We start from the raw sequence: 19405 nt of genomic DNA, 5'->3' as shown, positions 1-19405 counted from the left end.
ACGGGGGCACGGCATGGCCGGACGGTACGTGTGGGAACTGCGCGAGGTGGACGAGACACGCATCGCCGCGGTCGGCGGCAAGGGCGCGCATCTGGGCGCGTTGACGCGGATCGACGGGGTCCGCGTACCCAGTGGTTTCTGCGTCACGACCGGCGCCTTCCGGCTGGCCGTGGCGCGGACGCCGGCGCTCGCCGGCCCGCTGGACCGGCTGGCCCGCGCGGACGCGGACGACCCGGCGGCGATCCGGACGGCCGCCGCCGAGGTCCGCCGCGTCGTCGAGGGGACCGCGTTGCCCGGCGAGGTCGCGGCGGCGGTCACCGCCGCGCTGGCCGGGCTCGGCGCGGACGCCGCGTACGCCGTGCGGTCGAGCGCGACGGCGGAGGACCTGCCGGCCGCCTCGTTCGCGGGCCAGCAGGACACCTACCTGAACGTGGTGGGCACGGCCGAGGTGCTGCGGCACATCGGCCGCTGCTGGGCCTCGCTGTTCACCGAGCGGGCGGTGACCTACCGGCGGCGGCACGACATCGACGACCGCGCCGTGGAGATGGCGGTGGTGGTGCAGCGGATGGTCGTTCCGGACGCGTCCGGGATCATGTTCACCGCCGACCCGGTCACCGGAAACCGGACCGTGGTCTCGGTGGAGGCCGGCTTCGGTCTCGGTGAGGCACTGGTCTCCGGCCTGGTGAACCCGGACGTCTTCACGGTGCGCGACGGCGCGGTGGTGGCCAGGACGATCGGCGCGAAGTCCCGGGCGGTGCACGCGGCGCCCGGCGGCGGCACCCGGGAGACCGAGGTCGATCCGGCGCGGCGGGCCCGGCCCGCGCTGACCGACGACCAGGCGGTACGCCTGGCCGCGCTGGGCCGGCTGATCGAGGCGCGCTTCGGCTGCCCGCAGGACATCGAGTGGGCCCTGACCGGGGACGACATCCACATCCTCCAGAGCCGGCCGATCACCACGCTGTACCCGGTGCCGGCCGCCGCTGACGGGCGGTTCCACGTCTACCTCTCGGTCGGCCACCAGCAGATGATGACCGACGCGATGACGCCGCTGGGCCTGTCGATGTGGCGGCTCACCGCCATGGCGCCGATGCACGAGGCGGGCGGCCGGCTGTTCGTCGACGCCACGCCGCACCTGGCCACCCGGGCAGGCCGTGCCGCGTTCCTGGACATGATCGGCCGGGCCGACCCGCTCACCCGGGACGCGCTGGAGACGATCCTCGCCCGCGACGTCCTGCCGGCCGCGCCGGATCCGGCCCCGACCGACCGCCCGGCCGGCGGCCCGCCGCCCCCGATCGACACCGACCCGGCGATCGTCGCCACGCTGGTCGAGCGCAGCCGGGCGTCCGTCGCCGCCCTGCGCCGCGACATCCGCGGCCGATCCGGAACCGAGCTGTTCGACTTCCTGACCGGCGCGTTCGCCGAACACAAGCGGGTGCTCACCGACCCGCTGAGCGGCCAGGTGATCATGGCGGGAATGCAGGCCGCCTGGTGGCTCGACGACAGGCTGGGGGAGTGGCTCGGCGAGCGCGGCGCGACCGACACGCTCACGCTGTCCGCACCCGGCAACGTCACCGCGGAGATGGGGCTGGCGCTGCTCGACGTGGCCGACGTGATCCGCGCGTACCCCGAGGTGGTGGCGTTCCTGCGGGACGCCGCAGGCGACGACTTCCTGGACGAGCTGCCGAAGCTGCCGGGCGGCGCGCGGGCGCGCGACGCCATCGCCGGCTACCTCGACCGGTACGGCATGCGCTGCGTCGGGGAGATCGACATCAGCCGGCCCCGGTGGAGCGAGCGGCCCGCCACGCTCGTGCCGCTGATCCTGGACAACGTCCGCACCTTCGCCCCGGGCGCCGCCGCGCGCCGCTTCGCCCACGGCCGGGAGCGGGCCGAGGCCAAGGCCCGGGAGGTGCTCGACCGCCTGCGCGCGCTGCCCGACGGCGACCGCAGGGCCGCCGAGGCACAGGCCATGATCGAGCGGGTACGGACGTTCGCCGGCTACCGCGAGTACCCGAAGTACGACATCGTGAGCCGCTACGCCGTCTACAAGCAGGCGCTGACGGCCGAGGCCGGCCGGCTGACCCGAGCCGGCGTGCTCGCCGACCCCGAGGACGTCTTCTACCTGACCTTCGACGAGTTCCGCGCGGTCGCGGCCACCGGCCGGGTGGACGCCGGGCTGATCCGCCGGCGCCGGGAGGAGTTCCGGGCGCACCAGGCGCTCACCCCGCCCCGGGTGCTCACCTCCGAGGGCGAGGCGCTCGACGGCGCGTACCGGCGCGACGACGTGCCGCCGGGCGCCCTGGCCGGGCTGGCGGTCTCGGCCGGCGTCGTCGAGGGGCGGGCGCGGGTCGTGGCGGACCTGGCCGGTGCCGACCTGGAGCCGGGCGACATCCTCGTCACCGCGTACACCGATCCGAGCTGGACGCCGCTGTTCGTGGCCGTCGCCGGCCTGGTGACGGAGGTGGGCGGCCTGATGACGCACGGCGCGGTGATCGCCCGCGAGTACGGCCTGCCCGCGGTGGTCGCGGTGCCGGACGCGACCCGGCTGATCCCCGACGGCGGGCGGATCCGCGTGCACGGCACCGACGGCTACGTCGAGCTGCTGTCCTGACCGGCGCGGCATGCTCGATGATGGAGGTCCGGCGAGCGGGGAGGCGCGATGCGGATCGGGGAGCTGTCGGCGCGTACCGGGGTCAGCGCCCGGTCCATCCGGTACTACGAGCAGCAGGGCCTGCTCGCCGCCCTGCGGACGCCGAGCGGGCAGCGGGTCTTCGCCGAGCCGGCGGTGGAGCGGGTCCGGCTCATCCAGCGGCTGTTCGACGCCGGCCTCAGCAGTCGCCGGATGGCCGAGCTGCTGCCCTGCGTGACCGATCCGGAGATCCGCACCTCGTGGCTCACCGACCGGCTGCGCGAGGAGCGGGCACGGATGACAGCGGAGATGGCGCGGCTCGCGCACGCCGTCGCGGTGCTCGACGACGTGGTGGCCGACATGACGGTGACCGGGGACACCCGGGAACCGGCCGCCTGAACGCTTGCCCTTGACACCGGTGTCAACTCCTAGCGTCGGGTCATGAACGCGACACTGGACACCGCATCGCCGCTGGCGCCGCTGCTGGAGCCGGTCACCGTCGCCGGACTGCCGTTGGCGTCCCGCTTCGTGATGGCGCCGATGACCCGTAACCGCGCGCCGGGTGGCGTGCCGACAGCGCACATGGCCGACTACTACGGGCGCCGAGCCGCGGCGGGCATCGGCCTGATCGTCACCGAGGGCGTGCTCGTCGACCATCCCAGCGCCGGCCACGAGGACACCGTGCCCCGGATGACCGCCGGCGCGGCCGAGGCCGGCTGGCGGGGCGTGGTCGAGGCGGTGCACGCCGCCGGCGGCCGGATCGCCGCGCAACTGTGGCATCTGGGCAGCCTCCGCGAACCGGTGGACGGCCGTCCGGCCTGGACCCCCTCGGGAGTACGCGAGCCGGGCCGCCCGGTGCCGCACGCGATGACCGTCGCCGACGCGGACGCCCTGCTGGCGGCGTACGCGGACGCGGCGGAGGTGGCGGTCCGGGCCGGGTTCGACGCGATCGAGATCCACGCCGCGCACGGTTACCTGCTGGACGAGTTCCTCTGGCCGTACACGAACCGCCGGACCGACACGTTCGGTGGCTCACCGGCCCGGCGGGCGGCGTTCCCGGCGGCGGTGGTGCGTGCGGTACGCGCGCGGGTCCCGGGGGGCCGGCCGGTGATCGTGCGGTTCTCCCAGTTCAAGGAGCGTGCGTTCGACGCGCGGATCGCCGAGACCCCGGCCGAACTGGCACAGATCCTCACCGCGTTCGCCGAGGCCGGCGCGGACGTCCTGCACGCCTCGCAACGGCGCTTCTGGCAACCGGCGTTCGCCGGCTCGGCGCTGAACCTGGCCGGCTGGGCCAAGCGCCTCACCGGCCTGCCGGCGATCACCGTCGGCTCGGTGGGGCTGCGGCGGGACTTCCTGCGCCCGGCCGGACCGGAGTCGGTGGCGGGGCTGGCCGCGCGGCTGGCGGACGGGGAGTTCGACCTGGTCGCGCTCGGCCGCGCGCTGCTGGGCAACCCGGCCTGGGTGAGGTACGCGGTCGCCGGGCGGTTGGACGAGATCGCCGACTACCGCAAGGCGCACGAGGACGTCTATCCCTAGGGCAGGGGTTGACGCCGGGGGATGTTATCGCTCACAGTCGATGGCAGGGCATGAGCACCGCAAGGCTCACCGGGCGAGCCGCGCTGGTCGTACCCCGACACCGCCACCGGACGCGGGGTCGGGACGTCGCACCACCACCATCGCGTAACCCCCGGAAGAGGAATCCGCATGAGACGAAAGAGAGCCTTGCTGACCACCGGCATCCTGGCCGGCGCGCTCGCCGCCGGGATGGCGGTGGCCCTGGCGCCGTCCGCGAGCGCCGGCACCACGCTGCGCGCGGCGGCGGCCGAGAAGGGCCGCTACTTCGGTGCCGCGGTCGCCACCGGCAAGCTGTCCGACAACACGTACACCACGGTGCTGAACCGCGAGTTCAACTCCGTGGTGGCCGAGAACGAGATGAAGTGGGACGCCACCGAGCCCCAGCAGGGGCGGTTCTCCTACACCGGCGGTGACCGGCTGGTCAGCCACGCCAGGGCCAACGGGATGAGCGTGCGCGGGCACGCCCTGCTCTGGCACCAGCAGCAGCCGAGCTGGGCGCAGGGCCTGTCCGGCACCGCGCTGCGCAACGCGGCGATCAACCACGTCACCCAGGTGGCGACCCACTTCCGGGGCCAGATCTACGCCTGGGACGTGGTGAACGAGGCGTTCGCCGACGGCGGCAGCGGCGGTCGCCGTGACTCGAACCTCCAGCGCACCGGCAACGACTGGATCGAGGCGGCGTTCCGGGCGGCCCGCGCGGCCGACCCGGGCGCGAAGCTCTGCTACAACGACTACAACACCGACGGCATCAACGCGAAGTCGACGGGCATCTACAACATGGTCCGCGACTTCAAGTCGCGCGGCGTGCCGATCGACTGCGTCGGCTTCCAGTCGCACCTGGGCACCACGATCCCCGGCGACTACCAGGCCAACCTCCAGCGCTTCGCCGACCTGGGCGTCGAGGTGCAGATCACCGAGCTGGACGTGATGACCGGCGGTAACCAGGCGAACATCTACGCCGCCGTCACCCGCGCCTGCCTGGCGGTGTCGCGCTGCGCCGGCATCACCGTGTGGGGCGTGCGCGACTGCGACTCGTGGCGCGGCTCGGACAACGCGCTGCTGTTCGACTGCGGGGGCAACAAGAAGGCGGCGTACAACGCGGTGCTCGACGCGCTGAACTCCGGCACCAACAACCCGCCGCCGCCGACCACCACCCCGCCGCCGAACAACCCGACCACCCCGCCACCGAACAACCCGACCACGCCGCCGCCGGGTCAGGGCGGATGTTCGGCGTCGGTGACGCTGAACTCGTGGACCGGCGGGTTCGTGGCGACGGTGAAGGTGACGGCGGGCTCGTCGGGCACCCGGGGCTGGACCGTCAGCATGACGCTGCCGGGCGGCGCGAGCATCACGAACACCTGGAGCGCGACGGCCAGCGGGAACAGCGGCACGGTGCGGTTCACGAACGTGGACTACAACGGCCAGCTCGGCGCCGGTCAGAGCACCGAGTTCGGTTTCCAGGGCAACGGCAGCGGATCGGGCATGACGCCCACCTGCTCCGCCAGCTGAACCGGGTCACCGCGGGGGCGGCGTGCCGTCGCCCCGCGGTGCTCCACCCCGTGTCCCGTCCGACCTGGACCGTCGTCTCTGTTACGAGAAAGAGACATGCGCATTTCGCGCGATTGGTTGACGGGGCAACTTGTGAGCGTTAACACTCCCCGTGAGGGTTACCTGTGTCACAGGGACCGCCACGACAGGGAGGACGCTCGTGCGCAGACGACTTCTGGCCGCACTCAGCGGTGCCGCGCTCGTGATCAGCCTGACCGCCTGCAGCGGTGAGGGCGCGGGAGGCGGCGGAGACACCAGCTCGGCCAAGCCCGGCGACCTGACGATCGGCGTCTCGATGCCGACCCAGACCTCGGAACGCTGGATCGCCGACGGCAACTCGGTGAAGGAGAAGCTGCAGGCGAAGGGCTACAAGGTCGACCTCCAGTACGCCGGGGACGACATCCCCACCCAGTCGCAGCAGATCGACCAGATGATCACCAAGGGCGCGGACGTGCTGGTCATCGCCCCGATCGACGGCACCGCCCTCAGCGGCCAGCTCCAGGCCGCCGCGGCGGCGAAGATCCCGGTCATCTCCTACGACCGGCTCATCCGCAACAGCCCCAACGTCAGCTTCTACGTCAGCTTCGACAACTACAAGGTCGGGGTGGCGCAGGCCAACGCGCTCCTGGTCGGGCTCGGCCTGCTCACCAAGGACGGCGCCAAGGGCACCGCGACCGGCCCGTTCAACGTGGAGCTGTTCGCCGGCTCGCTCGACGACAACAACGCCGGCTTCTTCTTCAACGGCGCGATGGACACGCTCAAGCCGTACTTCGACGCCGGGACGCTGAAGGTCAAGTCGGGGCAGACCAAGATCGAACAGGCCGCCATCCTGCGCTGGCAGCAGGAGACCGCGCAGAAGCGGATGGAGGACCTGCTCACCTCCAGCTACAACGACGGCAGCAAGGTCGACGGCGTGCTGTCGCCGTTCGACGGCCTGTCCCGCGGCATCATCACCGCGCTGCAGAACGCCGGATACCGCGGCGGCGCGAAGAAGATGCCGGTGGTGACCGGCCAGGACGCCGAGGTCGCCTCGGTCAAGCTCATCAACGACGGCGTGCAGAGCTCCACCGTGTTCAAGGACACCCGCCTGCTGGCCGAGCAGGCGGTCATCGCCGCCGAGGCGTTCCTGCGCAAGGAGGAGCCGAAGGCCAACGAGACCAAGGCGTACAACAACGGCGTCAAGGTCGTGCCCGCCTTCCTGCTGCCGGTGCAGACCGTCTACAAGGAGGACATCAAGTCCGTCCTCATCGACTCGGGCTACCTGACCGAGGCGGAGGTGGCCGCCGGCCGGGCCGGCTGACCCGCGGCGACGGGCCCGGCGGCCACCGCGCCCCGGGCCCGCCCGCTCCGGACACCACGACCACGAGCAGGACGGATACCCATGAGCGATCACATCCTCGAGATGCGTGGCATCACGAAGACCTTCCCCGGGGTGACCGCGCTCCAGGACGTCTCGCTCGCCGTACGGCGCGGCGAGATCCACGCGATCTGCGGTGAGAACGGCGCCGGCAAGTCCACCCTGATGAAGGTGCTGTCCGGCGTCCATCCGGCGGGTAGCTACGACGGTCAGATCGTCTTCGACGGCGAGCCGGTCGGGTTCCGGGGGATCCAGGACAGCGAGGCCCGCGGCATCGTGATCATCCACCAGGAACTGGCGCTGGTGCCCTACCTGTCGATCGCCGAGAACATCTTCCTCGGCAACGAGCGCCGCGGCCGCAGCGGGCTCATCGACTGGCACCGGACGAACGCGGAGGCCGCGGCGTTGCTGCGGTCGGTCGGGCTGCACGAGAACCCGGTCACCCCGGTCATCCAGCTCGGTGTCGGCAAGCAGCAACTCGTGGAGATCGCCAAGGCGCTGTCCAAGCGGGTCCGGCTGCTGATCCTCGACGAGCCGACCGCGGCGCTCAACGACGTCGACTCGGCGCACCTGCTGGACCTGCTGCGCCGGCTGCGCGACCAGGGCATCACCTGCATCATGATCTCGCACAAGCTCGGCGAGATCACCGCCGTCGCCGACTCGACGACTGTGATCCGCGACGGCCGTACCGTCGAGACGCTGGACATGTCCGACGGCGCCGTCACCCAGGACCGGATCATCCGCGGCATGGTCGGTCGCGACCTGGCCGCCTTCTACCCGACCCGCAGCGTGACGCCCGGCGAGGAGGTGCTGCGGATCGAGGACTGGTCGGTGCGCCACCCGACCCAGGACCGCCTGGTCGTCGACCGGGCCTCGCTGCGCGTGCGGGCCGGCGAGGTGGTCGGCATCGCCGGCCTGATGGGCGCCGGGCGCACCGAGCTGGCGATGAGCGTGTTCGGCCGGTCGTACGGCCGGGACATCCGCGGCCAGCTGTTCGTCAAGGGCCGCGAGGTGCGGGCGCGCACGGTGGCCGAGGCCATCGCCAACGGCATCGCGTACGCCACCGAGGACCGCAAGCACTACGGCCTCAACCTGATCGACGACGTGCGGGGCAACGTCTCCGCCGCCGCGCTCGACAAGCTGGCCCACCGTGGCTGGATCGACGGCAACCGGGAGATCCAGGTCGCCGAGCGGGGGCGGCGCGACATGAACATCAAGGCGCCGACGGTGATGTCGGTGGTGGGCAAGCTCTCCGGCGGCAACCAGCAGAAGGTCGTGCTGGCGAAGTGGCTGTTCACCGACCCGGACGTGCTGATCCTCGACGAGCCGACCCGGGGCATCGACGTGGGTGCCAAGTTCGAGATCTACACGATCGTCAACCGGCTGGTGGCCGACGGCAAGGCCGTCGTGCTCATCTCCTCCGAACTGCCCGAGCTGCTCGGCATGTGCGACCGCATCTACACCCTGGCGGCCGGACGGATCACCGGGGAGATGCCGGTGGCCGACGCCACCCAGGAGAACCTGATGGAACTCATGACCAAGGACAGGGATCTCGTCCGATGACCAGCACGAAGCCTCCCCCCGCCACGAAGATCGCCACCCCGGACACCGGCGCGGCGGCGACCCTGCACACCGGCACCAGTGACCCGCGCACGCTGATCCTGGGCAACCTGCGGCAGAGCGGCATCTACATCGCCCTGGTGGTGATCGTGGCGCTGTTCGCGGTCCTCACCGACGGCGTCTCGCTGAGCCCCGGCAACCTGACGAACATCGTCCTGCAGTACTCCTACATCCTGGTGCTCGCGATCGGCATGGTCATCGTGATCATCGGCGGGCACATCGACCTGTCGGTGGGATCGGTGGTGGCGCTCACCGGAGCGGTCTCGGCGGTGCTCGTCATCCGCGAGGGCCTGCCCTGGTGGGTAGGCGTCCTGGCCGCGCTCGCGGTGGGTGTCGCGGTCGGCGCGTGGCACGGCCTCTGGGTCGCGTACGCCGGCATCCCGGCGTTCATCGTCACCCTGGCCGGCATGCTCCTGTTCCGTGGCCTGACGCTGCGCGTGCTGGACAACATCTCGCTGTCGCCGTTCCCCGAGGAGTACCAGCGGGTGGCCGCAGGGTTCCTCAACGGACTGCTGGGCGGCCAGGGCTACGACGCGTTCACGCTGTTCATCGGCGCGTTCGCGGTGGTCGGGTACGCCGCGAGCGTGTTCCGCACCCGGGTCGCCCGGGTGCGCCACGAGCAGCCGGTGGAGTCGTTCCCGCTGTTCGTCCTGCGGGTCGTGGTGGTCGGCGCCGTGGTCATGTGGTTCGCCTGGCAGCTCGCCCATGCCCGGGGCCTGCCGATCGTGCTGATCGTGCTCGCCGTGCTCGTGCTCGTCTACGGCCTGCTCACCCGCCGGACGGTGTTCGGCCGCCGGGTGTACGCGATCGGCGGCAACCTGCCGGCGGCGATGCTGTCCGGCGTACGGGTGAAGCGGGTCAACTTCTGGATCTTCGTCAACATGGGCTTCCTGTCCGGGGTGGCGGGCGTGATCTACTCGTCCCGCTCCAACGGGGCCCAGCCGGCGGCGGGGAACATGTTCGAGCTGGACGCGATCGCCGCGGCGTTCATCGGCGGCGCGGCGGTCACCGGTGGCGTCGGCACCGTGGTCGGCGCCATGGTGGGTGGCCTGATCATGGCGGTGATGAGCAACGGGATGCAGCTCATGAGCATCGACCAGTCGGTCCAGTCGGTGGTGAAGGGCCTGGTGCTGCTCGTCGCGGTGGCATTCGACATCTGGAACAAGCGCCGGGCCGCCGGCGCCCGGTGACGGCCGGCCGGACGCTCGCCCCTTCGTCCGGCCGGCCGCCGTTCACCGGCGGTAGCCGCTCACGCCCGGCTCCACCGTTGGTTGGTGTTGCCGTGGCAGGTCCAGAGGATGACCCGGGTGCCGTTCGCGGTGCCCGCGTTGTCGACGTCCAGGCACAGCGACGGGAAGCGCACGTTGCTCACCGTGCCGTTGCCGTTGAACGTCCACTGCTGGTTGGTGCCGCCGTTGCAGTCCCAGATCTGCACCCGGGTGCCGGCCGTCGCGCTGGTCGGCACGTCCAGGCACTTGCCGAGCACCTGCAACGCCTGCCCGTTGGCGGTGAACTGCTGGTTGGCGTTGGTGTGGCAGTCCCAGATCAGCGTTCCGGTCCCGTTGGCGGTGCCGGCGTTGTCGACGTCGAGGCACCGGCCGGACGACTCGCTGCGCAGCCGGAACGTGGTCGGGACCGGAGGCGGGGTGGTGGTGCCGCCCCCGCTGACCCGGTAGACCACCGTGCCGTGCGCGGGCACGCTCGCCGAGATCGTCCCGGTGCTGGTGGACGTGGCGTCGGTCCACGCGTCGCGCAACGTGAACGAGCTGCCGCTCTTGCCCACCGCCGCCGCCGTGGTGGAGACGGTGGTGGTCGAGCCGCCCTGGTTGAACAGGGCCACCGCGACGTCGCCGTTTGCGAGCGGCTTGGCCAGCACCCGGCGGGTGCCGTCGAAGGAGACCTGGACCGCCTGGCGGCCGAGCGTGTCCTGGTTGATCGCGACCAGGTTCGCGTTGCGCAGGATGGCGAGGGTGGCCGCGTTCGCCGAACGTACGTCGTTGCCCATCATCAGCGGCGAGGCCAGGATCGACCAGAGCGCGAAGTGGCTGCGCATCTCGGTGTCGTTCATCCCGCCCCGGCCGACTTCGAGCATGTCCGGGTCGTTGAACCCGCCGGGGCCGGCGTACCCGGCCAGGGGCACCGTGACGTCGACGATGTTCTGGATGCCCATCGGGTAGCCGTTTGTCTGGCCGGTGTTCCACGCGTTCGTGATGTCCTCGGTGGTCCGCCACAGGTTCGCCACGTCGCTCCAGTTGCGCTGCGGCCCGGTCTTGGCGTGGTAGCTGTTGGGGTTGATGCTGTAGACGATCGGCCGGCCGGTGGCGGCCAGCGCGTCGCGCATGATCCCGAACCGCGCCACCTGGTCGTTTATGGTGCCGGTGGAGGAGCACCAGTCGTACTTCAGGTAGTCCACGCCCCACGCGGCGAACTGGCGGGCGTCCTGGTACTCGTGGTTGAGGCTGCCGGTGGCGCCGGGGAACGCGCCGCCGACCTGGGCGCAGGTCTTGTCCAGCGGCACCTGGTAGATGCCGAACAGCAGGCCGCGGGCGTGCAGGTAGTCACCGAGCGACTTCATCCCGCTGGGGAACCGCTGCGGGTGCGCCTGGAGGTTGCCCTGCGCGTCCCGGTTCGGGTCGAACCAGCAGTCGTCCACGACGACGTACTTGTATCCGAGGTCGCGCAGGCCGTTGCTGACGATCGCGTCGGCGGTCTGGCGGATGAGGGTCTCGTTGATGTTGCAGCCGAAGGTGTTCCAGGTGTTCCAGCCCATCGGCGGGGTACGGGCGACGCCGTTGTTCAGCGCCTGGGCGGGGCGCGGGGCCATCGCCTGGCCGGTGACTGTGGCGGCGAGCGCCACCGCCGCGACGCCCAGGACGGCGAGCGTCCGTCGGGTCCATCTGCGCACTGATCCTCCTCGGTCGCCGGGCGCCGGCCGTGCCGGCGTCCGGTTGGGAGCGGCCCGCCGAGCGCACGACGTCGCCCGTGGGGCACCGGGCGTACGCGGCACGGCAGTCGAGAGGGGGCCGGCCGGTCACCGGCGGGCGCTCGTGGGTGGTGGGTCCGGCGGTCGACGGGGTCGCCGTCCACGTCGCCGCCCGGCTGCGGCGCCGGGGTTTCCCGGACGGCGGCGCCACGAAGCTGGGATGGCGAGAATGTTATCGCTGACATCCAGACCTGTAAATAGCAGAGGCCCCCGCGGCGACGGCGGCGACCACCGCTCAGGCGGGTGGCGCGGCCGGGAAAAGTGCCGCTGAGCGGCACCGTGAGGGCCCGAACGGCATCCCCCCCGGCACTCCGGTCCATGGTGCCGGCTGCGCCCGCTTGGCGATCTCCGAAGGCATCGATTGTTGTCGCTAACATCGCTGTTTTCCAGAGCTGGGGACCGGGCCGGCGGCGCGCCCGTGTGGATCTCCCTGGGCGGTGGCCGCGCCGGTCCGTCCGGGCCGGTCGGGGCGTGTCCGGAAGAGCCGATCCTCGTTACGCACCTGTTGCCCGGACGTGTCTTGACGGATGTATATGTGAGCGCTAACACTATCCCCGTGACACGGCGGAGGTGCAAATGAGCGAAGTGGACGCGTCCGACCGGTACGTGATCGGGGTCGATTTCGGCACGCTGTCCGGGCGGGCGCTCGTGGTCCGCGTCCGTGACGGCGCCGAACTCGGCACGGCGGTGCACGAGTACCGGCACGGGGTCATCGAGACCGCGCTACCCGACGGCGGCCCGGCACTGCCCCCGGACTGGGCCCTGCAGGACCCGGACGACTACCGCGAGGTGCTGCGTAACGCCGTGCCGGCGGCGCTCGCCGAAGCCGGCGTCGACCCGTCCCGGGTGGTGGGCATCGGCACCGACTTCACCGCCTGCACTGTGCTTCCCACGCTCGCCGACGGCACACCGCTGTGCGAGCTCCCGGAGCTGCGCGAACGGCCGCACGCCTGGGTGAAGCTCTGGAAGCACCACGCCGCGCAGCCGCACGCCGACCGGATCAACGCGCTGGCGGCCGAACGCGGCGAGCCGTGGCTCGGCCGCTACGGCGGCAAGATCTCCGCGGAGTGGCAGTTCGCCAAGGGCCTGCAGATCCTGGAGGAGGACCCGGAGGTCTACCGGCGGGCCGAGCGCTTCATCGAGGCCGCCGACTGGATCGTGTGGCAGCTCTGCGACGCCGAGACGCGCAACGTCTGCACCGCCGGCTACAAGGGCATCCGGCAGGACGGCCGGTACCCGTCGCCGGACTACCTGGCCGCCCTCGATCCCGGTTTCACCGACTTCGTGGCCAAGCTGGACGGTCCGCTGCTGCCGCTGGGCGCGCGGGCCGGCACGCTCGGCGCCCGCGCCGCCGCCTGGACCGGTCTGCCCGAGGGCATCGCGGTAGCGGTCGGCAACGTCGACGCGCACGTCACGGCCGCCGCCGCCCAGGCGCTGCGCCCGGGCCGGCTGGTCGCCATCATGGGCACCTCCACCTGTCACGTGCTCAACGGCACCCACCCGGCCGAGGTGCCGGGCATGTGCGGCGTGGTCGACGGCGGCATCAGCCCCGGCGCCTGGGGCTTCGAGGCCGGGCAGAGCGGCGTGGGGGACATCTTCGGCTGGTTCGTCCGCCACGCCGCCCCGGCCGGGTTCGACTCGCACGAGCGGCTCACCGAGGCCGCCGCCGCCCAGCCGGTCGGCGCGCACGGCCTGGTGGCGCTGGACTGGTGGAACGGCAACCGGTCCCTGCTGGTCAACCACGACCTCAGCGGCATGGTCGTCGGGCTGACGCTCGCCACCCGGCCGCCGGACGTCTACCGGGCGCTGCTGGAGGCCACCGCGTACGGCACCCGGATGATCGTCGAGGCGTTCGCGCAGGCCGGCGTGCCGGTCGACGACCTGGTGGTGGCCGGCGGGCTCACCTCCAACCGGCTGCTCATGCAGATCTACGCCGACGTGACGAACCGGCCGCTGAGCATCATCGGCTCCGCCCAGGGCCCGGCGCTCGGCTCGGCCGTCCACGCGGCTGTCGCCGCCGGGGCGTACCCGACGATCCACGAGGCGTCCGCGGCGATGGGGCGCATCGACGAGGCCGTCTACCGGCCCGTACCGGAGAACGTGCGGGCGTACGACGCCCTGTACGCCGAGTACCGCGCGCTGCACGACCACTTCGGTCGCGGCGCGAACGACGTGATGCTCCGCCTGCGGGCGATCCGCAACGCGGCGGCCGACGCCGCCGCGGACCGCGCCCCCGCGACCCTGGAGGTGGTCGGATGAACAGCCAGGTCGACGCGCTGCGCGAGACGGTGGCCCGCCTGCACCGCGAACTGACCCGCTACGACCTGGTGGCCTGGACCGCCGGCAACGTGTCGGCCCGCGTACCCGGTCAGGACCTGATGGTCATCAAGCCCAGCGGGGTCGACTACGACGACCTGACCGCCGAGGCCATGGTGGTCTGCGACCTGGGCGGCACTGTGGTCGACGGCGACGGCGCCCCGTCCAGCGACACCGCCGCGCACGCCTACGTCTACCGCGCGATGCCCGAGGTCGGCGGCGTCGTGCACACCCACAGCGGGTACGCCACCGCCTGGGCGGCCCGCGGCGAGGCGATCCCGTGCTGGCTGACCGCGCAGGCCGACGAGTTCGGCGGGGAGATCCCGATCGGACCGTTCGCGCTGATCGGCGGCGACGACATCGGCAAGGGCATCGTCAGCACGCTGTCCGGGCACCGCTCACCCGCGGTGCTCATGCGCAACCACGGCGTCTTCACCATCGGCCGCGACGCACGGGCGGCGGTCAAGGCGGCCGTGATGTGCGAGGACGTCGCCAGAACCGCCCACCTGGCCCGTGCGCTCGGGCAGCCGGTGCCGATCGCGCCGGCCGACATCGACTCGCTCTACGACCGCTACCAGAACGTGTACGGCCAACGCCCGCCGGCGCACTGAACCCCGGGAGCGCCGCGCACCCCCCACCACCACACCCGGGCCGCTCCGGCTCCCCGCCGGTCGCGCGCCCGGAACATCCAACCCCGGAGGAGAATCGATGAGAAGCAGGAGCACGGCACGCAAGGTCGTCGCGGCCTTCGCCGGCGTGCTGCTCGCCGCCAGCATGGCCGCGTGCGGCAACAGCGACACCGGCGACGGTTCCGGCAGCGGCAGCGGCAACGACAAGATCGTCCTGGGCTTCTCCCAGGTGGGCGCCGAGAGTGGCTGGCGCACCGCGAACACCACCTCGATCAAGGAGGCGGCTGCCGAGGCGGGCATCGAGCTGAAGTTCGACGACGCCCAGCAGAAGCAGGAGAACCAGATCAAGGCGATCCGCAACTTCATCCAGCAGAAGGTCGACGTGATCGCCTTCTCGCCGGTGGTGGAGTCCGGCTGGGACACCGTGCTCAAGGAGGCCAAGGACGCCAAGATCCCGGTGATCCTGACCGACCGCGCGGTCGACTCGGCCGACAAGTCGCTCTACAAGACGTTCCTCGGCTCGGACTTCGTCAAGGAGGGCCGCCTCGCCGGCGAGTGGCTGGTGGAGCAGAAGAAGGCGGCGTCCGGCCCGGTCAACATCGTGGAGCTGCAGGGCACCACCGGCTCGGCGCCGGCCAACGACCGGAAGAAGGGCTTCGCCGAGGCCATCGCCGCCAACCCCAACCTCAAGATCGTCGCCTCGCAGTCGGGTGACTTCACCCGCGCCGGCGGCAAGCAGGTGATGGAGCAGTTCCTCAAGGCCAACCCGAAGATCGACGTGCTCTTCGCGCACAACGACGACATGGGCCTGGGCGCGCTCGAGGCGATCACCGCGGCGGGCAAGACGCCCGGCAAGGACATCACCATCATCACCGTCGACGCGGTGAAGGACGGCATGCAGGCCCTCGCGGACGGCAAGTTCAACTTCATCGCCGAGTGCAGCCCGCTGCTCGGCCCGCAGCTGATGGACCTGGCCAAGAAGGTCAAGGCCGGCGAGGAGGTCCCCGCCCGGATCGAGACCGAGGAGACCACCTTCACCCAGGAGCAGGCCAAGGAGGCACTGCCCAACCGCAAGTACTGACCCACCCCGGGGGTCGCCGTCGCGAGACGGCGGCCCCCGTGCCACCACGTCTAGAAGAGGTCCGATGGGATGACGGGTAACCGTCCGGTCCTGACCATGACCGGCATCAGCAAGACCTTCCCCGGGGTCCGCGCGCTGCACGACGTCGACTTCCGGCTGTTCCCGGGCGAGGTCCACGCCCTGATGGGTGAGAACGGCGCCGGCAAGTCCACCCTGATCAAGGTGCTGACAGGCGTCTACGGGACCGATGCGGGCGTCATCACCCTCGACGGCGAGCAGGTCTCGTTCAGCGGGCCGATGCAGGCCGCCGCGGCCGGCGTCAGCACCGTCTACCAGGAGGTCAACCTCTGCACCAACCTGTCGGTGGCGGAGAACGTCTTCATCGGCCGCGAGCCGCGCCGGCTCGGCGCGGTGCGCTGGGGCGAGATGCGCCGGCGGGCGCGCGACCTGCTGGTCCGGCTCGACCTCGACCTCGACGTCGCCGCGCCGCTCGGCACGTACTCGCTCGCGGTGCAGCAGATGGTGGCCATCGCCCGGGCGATCGACGTGCGGGCGCGGGTGCTGATCCTGGACGAGCCGACGTCCAGCCTGGACGCCGGCGAGGTCGCGCAGCTGTTCCGGATCATGCGCCAACTGCGCGACGAGGGGATCGCGATCCTGTTCGTCACCCACTTCCTCGACCAGGTCTACGGCATCGCCGACCGGATCACGGTGCTGCGCAACGGCCAGCTCGTGGGGGAGTACCGCACCGAGGAGCTGCCGCAGTTCAGCCTGGTCGAGAAGATGATCGGGCAGGAGCTGGACGTGCTGGAGCGGCTGGACGAGCAGCAGAAGCGCGCCACTGTCGTACCGGACGGCAAGGCGCCGCTGGTGGACGCCGCCGGCGTCGGCCGGCGCGGCGCGGTCGCCCCGTTCAGCCTGCGCATCCACGCCGGTGAGGTGGTCGGCCTGGCCGGCCTGCTCGGCTCCGGCCGGACCGAGGTGGCGCGGCTGATCTTCGGCGCGGACCGGGCCGACCACGGCCAGGTCCGGCTCGACCGCGGCCGGGCGCCGGTGCGCAACCCGATCCAGGCCATCGAGCACGGCGTCGGGTTCTGCTCCGAGAACCGCCGGGCCGAGGGCATCGTCCCGGAGCTGTCGGTCCGGGAGAACATGATCCTGGCGATGCAGGCCGCGCGCGGCTGGCTGCGCCCGATCCCGCGCCGCAGGCAGGACGAGCTGGTCCGCAGGTACATGGAAGCGCTCAGCATCCGTCCGGCCAACCCGGAACTGCCGGTGCGCAACCTCTCCGGTGGCAACCAGCAGAAGGTGTTGCTGGCCCGCTGGCTGATCACCGAACCGCGCCTGCTCATCCTGGACGAACCGACCCGCGGTATCGACGTCGGCGCCAAGGCCGAGATCCAGAAGCTGGTCGTGCAGCTCTCCGACGGCGGCATGGCGGTGCTGTTCATCTCCGCCGAGCTGGAGGAGGTGCTGCGCCTGAGCCACCGGGTCGCGGTCATGCGCGACCGCGAGATGGTCGCCCAGCTCGACAACGACGACACGCTCGACGCCGACCGCGTCATGCGCACCATCGCCAGTGGAACGCCCCGGGAGGAGGTGACCCGATGACCGCCGTCGCCGACCGCCTCCGCCCGCTGACCGGCCACCGCCTGTTCTGGCCGGCGCTCGTGCTCGTGGTCATGATCGCCGCGAACACCGTCTACCGTCCCGGCTTCCTCGCCGTCGAGGTCAAGAACGGCCACCTGTACGGCACACCGATCGACATCCTCCGGCTGAGCGCGCCGCTGATCCTGGTCGCGCTCGGGATGACGCTGGTCATCGCCACCGGTGGCATCGACCTGTCGGTCGGCTCGCTCTGCGCGATCAGCGGCGCCATCGCCTGCCTGCACATCAGCGGGGCGGCCGACCAGAGCAGCCCGGCCACGGTGGCCACCGCGCTGGCGCTGGCCTTCGGCGCCGCGCTCGTGCTCGGCGCGTGGAACGGCGTGCTGGTCGCGGTCATCGGCATCCAGCCGATCATCGCCACGCTGATCCTCATGGTGGCCGGGCGGGGCATCGCCCAGCTCGTCACCGAGGGGCAGATCATCACGATCAACTCCGGTCCGTACCGGGCGATCGGGCTCGGGCACTTCCTGACGCTGCCGCTGGCCATCCTGATCGCGCTCGCCGCCGCGCTGCTCGTGGCCGCGTTCACCCGCCGTACCGCGCTCGGGCTGATCGTCGAGTCGGTCGGCGGCAACGCCGAGGCCAGCCGGCTCGCCGGCATCCGGTCGCGCCGCATCATCTTCCTCGTCTACGTGATCAGCGCCGCCTGTGCCGCGCTCGCCGGCTTCATGGTCACCGCCAACGTCTCCAGCGCCGACGGCAACGCCGCCGGCCTGTGGATCGAACTCGACGCGATCCTGGCCGTCGTCATCGGCGGCACATCGCTGGCCGGCGGCCGGTTCTCCCTCGGCGGCACCGTCCTCGGCGCGCTGATCATCCAGACCCTCACCACCACCGTGTACGCGATGAACATCTCGCCGCAGACGTCACTGCTGTTCAAGGCGGTCGTCGTGATCGCCGTCTGCCTCGTGCAGGCCCCGGCGTTCCGCGCCCGGTTCCGCCGTCGCAGGCGCGGCACCGAACCCGGCCCGGCGGCGCCGCAGCGGGAGAAGGAGCAGGTGCCGGCATGAGCAGCACGTCGTTGACCTCCGGCCGCTCCTGGCGGCCCAGCCTGCCCCGGCGGCACGTCCCGGTGCTGGCCACGCTCGCGCTGCTGCTGGTCATGTACGGCGTCGGGGTGTCCCAGTACCGCGCCTTCTCCAACGTCCAGGTCGTCTTCAACGTCTTCATCGACAACGGCTTCCTGCTCGTCGTCGCGGTCGGCATGACGTTCGTGATCCTCACCGGCGGCATCGACCTGTCCGTCGGCTCGGTGGTCGCGATGACCGCGATGGTGTCGGCCGCGCTGCTGCGCGACGGCCTGCCCGCCGTCCTGGTGCTGGTGATCGCGCTGCTGATCGGCCCGACGCTCGGTTTCCTGATGGGCTGCGCGATCCATTTCTTCGAGATCCAGCCGTTCATCGTGACACTCGCCGGGATGTTCTTCGCCCGGGGCATGTGCACGTTCATCAGTGACGCCTCCATCTCCATCACCGACGGCTTCTGGACGTCGATGTCGCAGCAGCGCATCGGTGATCCGGCCGGCAACTTCGTGTCGATAAGCGTGCTGATCGCGTTCGCGGTGGTGCTGATCGCGGCGTACGTGCTGGCGTACACCCGGTTCGGCCGCAACGTGTACGCGGTCGGCGGCAACGCGCAGTCGGCGCTGCTGATGGGCCTGCCGGTGGCGCGGACCAGGATCGCCGTCTACACGATCAGCGGGCTCTGCTCGGCCATCGGCGGCATCCTGCTGTCGTTCTACACGCTCTCCGGCGCGCCGCTGATCGCGGTCGGGATGGAGCTGGACGTGATCGCCGCGGTCGTGATCGGCGGCACCGTGCTCACCGGCGGTTCCGGGTACGTCTTCGGCACCGTGCTCGGTGTGCTGGTGCTCGGCGTGATCCAGACCCTGATCACGTTCGACGGCAGCCTCAACTCCTGGTGGACCAAGATCGTGATCGGCGGCCTGCTCTTCGCGTTCATCCTCCTCCAGCGCCTCATCGGCATCCGGTTCAAGTGACGG

Annotated in this window: 14 protein-coding genes; 13 read left to right on the top strand and 1 reads right to left on the bottom strand. The window is 71.5% G+C overall.

What is annotated here, in order from left to right; genetic code table 11:
- Positions 1 to 13: 13 nt before the first annotated feature.
- The 7 genes from rph to mmsB all read left to right on the top strand — a co-directional run bounded on the left by rph (position 14) and on the right by mmsB (position 9916).
- On the top strand, positions 14 to 2608 hold the full coding sequence (gene rph / locus AB0C17_RS13835) for a rifamycin-inactivating phosphotransferase (RefSeq protein ID WP_357382962.1): 2595 nt from the start codon (positions 14 to 16) through the stop codon (positions 2606 to 2608).
- 48 nt (positions 2609 to 2656) lie between these two features.
- Positions 2657 to 3025: a MerR family transcriptional regulator gene (locus tag AB0C17_RS13830; RefSeq protein ID WP_357382964.1), complete on the top strand. Its 369-nt coding sequence runs from the start codon at positions 2657 to 2659 to the stop codon at positions 3023 to 3025.
- Positions 3026 to 3067: 42 nt separating this feature from the next.
- Entirely contained in the window at positions 3068 to 4162 is a 1095-nt protein-coding gene (locus AB0C17_RS13825) for a 12-oxophytodienoate reductase (RefSeq protein ID WP_357478673.1), read from the top strand.
- A gap of 168 nt (positions 4163 to 4330) precedes the next feature.
- Positions 4331 to 5710, top strand: a complete 1380-nt coding sequence (locus AB0C17_RS13820) for an endo-1,4-beta-xylanase (RefSeq protein ID WP_357478670.1) — start codon at positions 4331 to 4333, stop codon at positions 5708 to 5710.
- 199 nt (positions 5711 to 5909) lie between these two features.
- Positions 5910 to 7049: a multiple monosaccharide ABC transporter substrate-binding protein gene (chvE, locus tag AB0C17_RS13815; RefSeq protein WP_357382970.1), complete on the top strand. Its 1140-nt coding sequence runs from the start codon at positions 5910 to 5912 to the stop codon at positions 7047 to 7049.
- An 81-nt stretch (positions 7050 to 7130) separates the two neighbouring features.
- Positions 7131 to 8669 carry a multiple monosaccharide ABC transporter ATP-binding protein gene (gene mmsA / locus AB0C17_RS13810; protein ID WP_357478667.1) on the top strand — a complete coding sequence of 513 codons (1539 nt, stop codon included), beginning with the start codon at positions 7131 to 7133 and terminating at the stop codon, positions 8667 to 8669.
- Positions 8666 to 9916 carry a multiple monosaccharide ABC transporter permease gene (gene mmsB / locus AB0C17_RS13805; protein ID WP_357382974.1) on the top strand — a complete coding sequence of 417 codons (1251 nt, stop codon included), beginning with the start codon at positions 8666 to 8668 and terminating at the stop codon, positions 9914 to 9916. Before mmsA ends, mmsB begins: the two co-directional genes overlap by 4 nt.
- A gap of 59 nt (positions 9917 to 9975) precedes the next feature.
- Here mmsB and AB0C17_RS13800 read toward each other — a convergent pair whose 3' ends face one another.
- A complete protein-coding gene (locus AB0C17_RS13800) occupies positions 9976 to 11631 on the bottom strand; it encodes a ricin-type beta-trefoil lectin domain protein (protein ID WP_357382976.1) in 1656 nt (551 codons plus the stop codon).
- Positions 11632 to 12285: 654 nt separating this feature from the next.
- Here AB0C17_RS13800 and araB point away from each other — a divergent pair.
- From araB to yjfF, 6 genes are all read left to right on the top strand, one after another.
- Positions 12286 to 13968 (top strand): ribulokinase, encoded by a 1683-nt coding sequence (araB, locus tag AB0C17_RS13795; protein WP_357382978.1) that lies wholly within the window; start codon positions 12286 to 12288, stop codon positions 13966 to 13968.
- Positions 13965 to 14636 carry an L-ribulose-5-phosphate 4-epimerase gene (locus AB0C17_RS13790; RefSeq protein WP_357382980.1) on the top strand — a complete coding sequence of 224 codons (672 nt, stop codon included), beginning with the start codon at positions 13965 to 13967 and terminating at the stop codon, positions 14634 to 14636. Before araB ends, AB0C17_RS13790 begins: the two co-directional genes overlap by 4 nt.
- A 97-nt stretch (positions 14637 to 14733) precedes the next feature.
- Positions 14734 to 15735: an ABC transporter substrate-binding protein gene (locus AB0C17_RS13785; RefSeq protein WP_357382982.1), complete on the top strand. Its 1002-nt coding sequence runs from the start codon at positions 14734 to 14736 to the stop codon at positions 15733 to 15735.
- 69 nt (positions 15736 to 15804) lie between these two features.
- Positions 15805 to 17346 (top strand): sugar ABC transporter ATP-binding protein, encoded by a 1542-nt coding sequence (locus AB0C17_RS13780; RefSeq protein ID WP_357467783.1) that lies wholly within the window; start codon positions 15805 to 15807, stop codon positions 17344 to 17346.
- The gene (locus tag AB0C17_RS13775) at positions 17343 to 18413 is read left to right on the top strand and encodes an ABC transporter permease (protein WP_357382986.1); all 1071 of its coding nucleotides are present in this window, start codon (positions 17343 to 17345) and stop codon (positions 18411 to 18413) included. Before AB0C17_RS13780 ends, AB0C17_RS13775 begins: the two co-directional genes overlap by 4 nt.
- A complete protein-coding gene (yjfF, locus tag AB0C17_RS13770; protein WP_357382988.1) occupies positions 18410 to 19402 on the top strand; it encodes a galactofuranose ABC transporter, permease protein YjfF in 993 nt (330 codons plus the stop codon). The genes AB0C17_RS13775 and yjfF overlap by 4 nt, the downstream gene beginning before the upstream one ends.
- Positions 19403 to 19405: the final 3 nt, after the last annotated feature.

Origin of the sequence: Micromonospora sp. NPDC048887, from assembly GCF_040649715.1 — a bacterium.
Lineage (GTDB): Bacteria > Actinomycetota > Actinomycetes > Mycobacteriales > Micromonosporaceae > Micromonospora.
This window is presented reverse-complemented; position numbering and strand designations above follow the sequence as displayed.

Coding starts and splice junctions, on each gene's coding strand:
- rph (WP_357382962.1), top strand. CDS start 14: ATGGCCGGACGGTACGTGTGGGAACTGCGCGAGGTGGACGAGACACGC.
- AB0C17_RS13830 (WP_357382964.1), top strand. CDS start 2,657: ATGCGGATCGGGGAGCTGTCGGCGCGTACCGGGGTCAGCGCCCGGTCC.
- AB0C17_RS13825 (WP_357478673.1), top strand. CDS start 3,068: ATGAACGCGACACTGGACACCGCATCGCCGCTGGCGCCGCTGCTGGAG.
- AB0C17_RS13820 (WP_357478670.1), top strand. CDS start 4,331: ATGAGACGAAAGAGAGCCTTGCTGACCACCGGCATCCTGGCCGGCGCG.
- mmsA (WP_357478667.1), top strand. CDS start 7,131: ATGAGCGATCACATCCTCGAGATGCGTGGCATCACGAAGACCTTCCCC.
- mmsB (WP_357382974.1), top strand. CDS start 8,666: ATGACCAGCACGAAGCCTCCCCCCGCCACGAAGATCGCCACCCCGGAC.
- araB (WP_357382978.1), top strand. CDS start 12,286: ATGAGCGAAGTGGACGCGTCCGACCGGTACGTGATCGGGGTCGATTTC.
- AB0C17_RS13790 (WP_357382980.1), top strand. CDS start 13,965: ATGAACAGCCAGGTCGACGCGCTGCGCGAGACGGTGGCCCGCCTGCAC.
- AB0C17_RS13785 (WP_357382982.1), top strand. CDS start 14,734: ATGAGAAGCAGGAGCACGGCACGCAAGGTCGTCGCGGCCTTCGCCGGC.
- AB0C17_RS13780 (WP_357467783.1), top strand. CDS start 15,805: ATGACGGGTAACCGTCCGGTCCTGACCATGACCGGCATCAGCAAGACC.
- AB0C17_RS13775 (WP_357382986.1), top strand. CDS start 17,343: ATGACCGCCGTCGCCGACCGCCTCCGCCCGCTGACCGGCCACCGCCTG.
- yjfF (WP_357382988.1), top strand. CDS start 18,410: ATGAGCAGCACGTCGTTGACCTCCGGCCGCTCCTGGCGGCCCAGCCTG.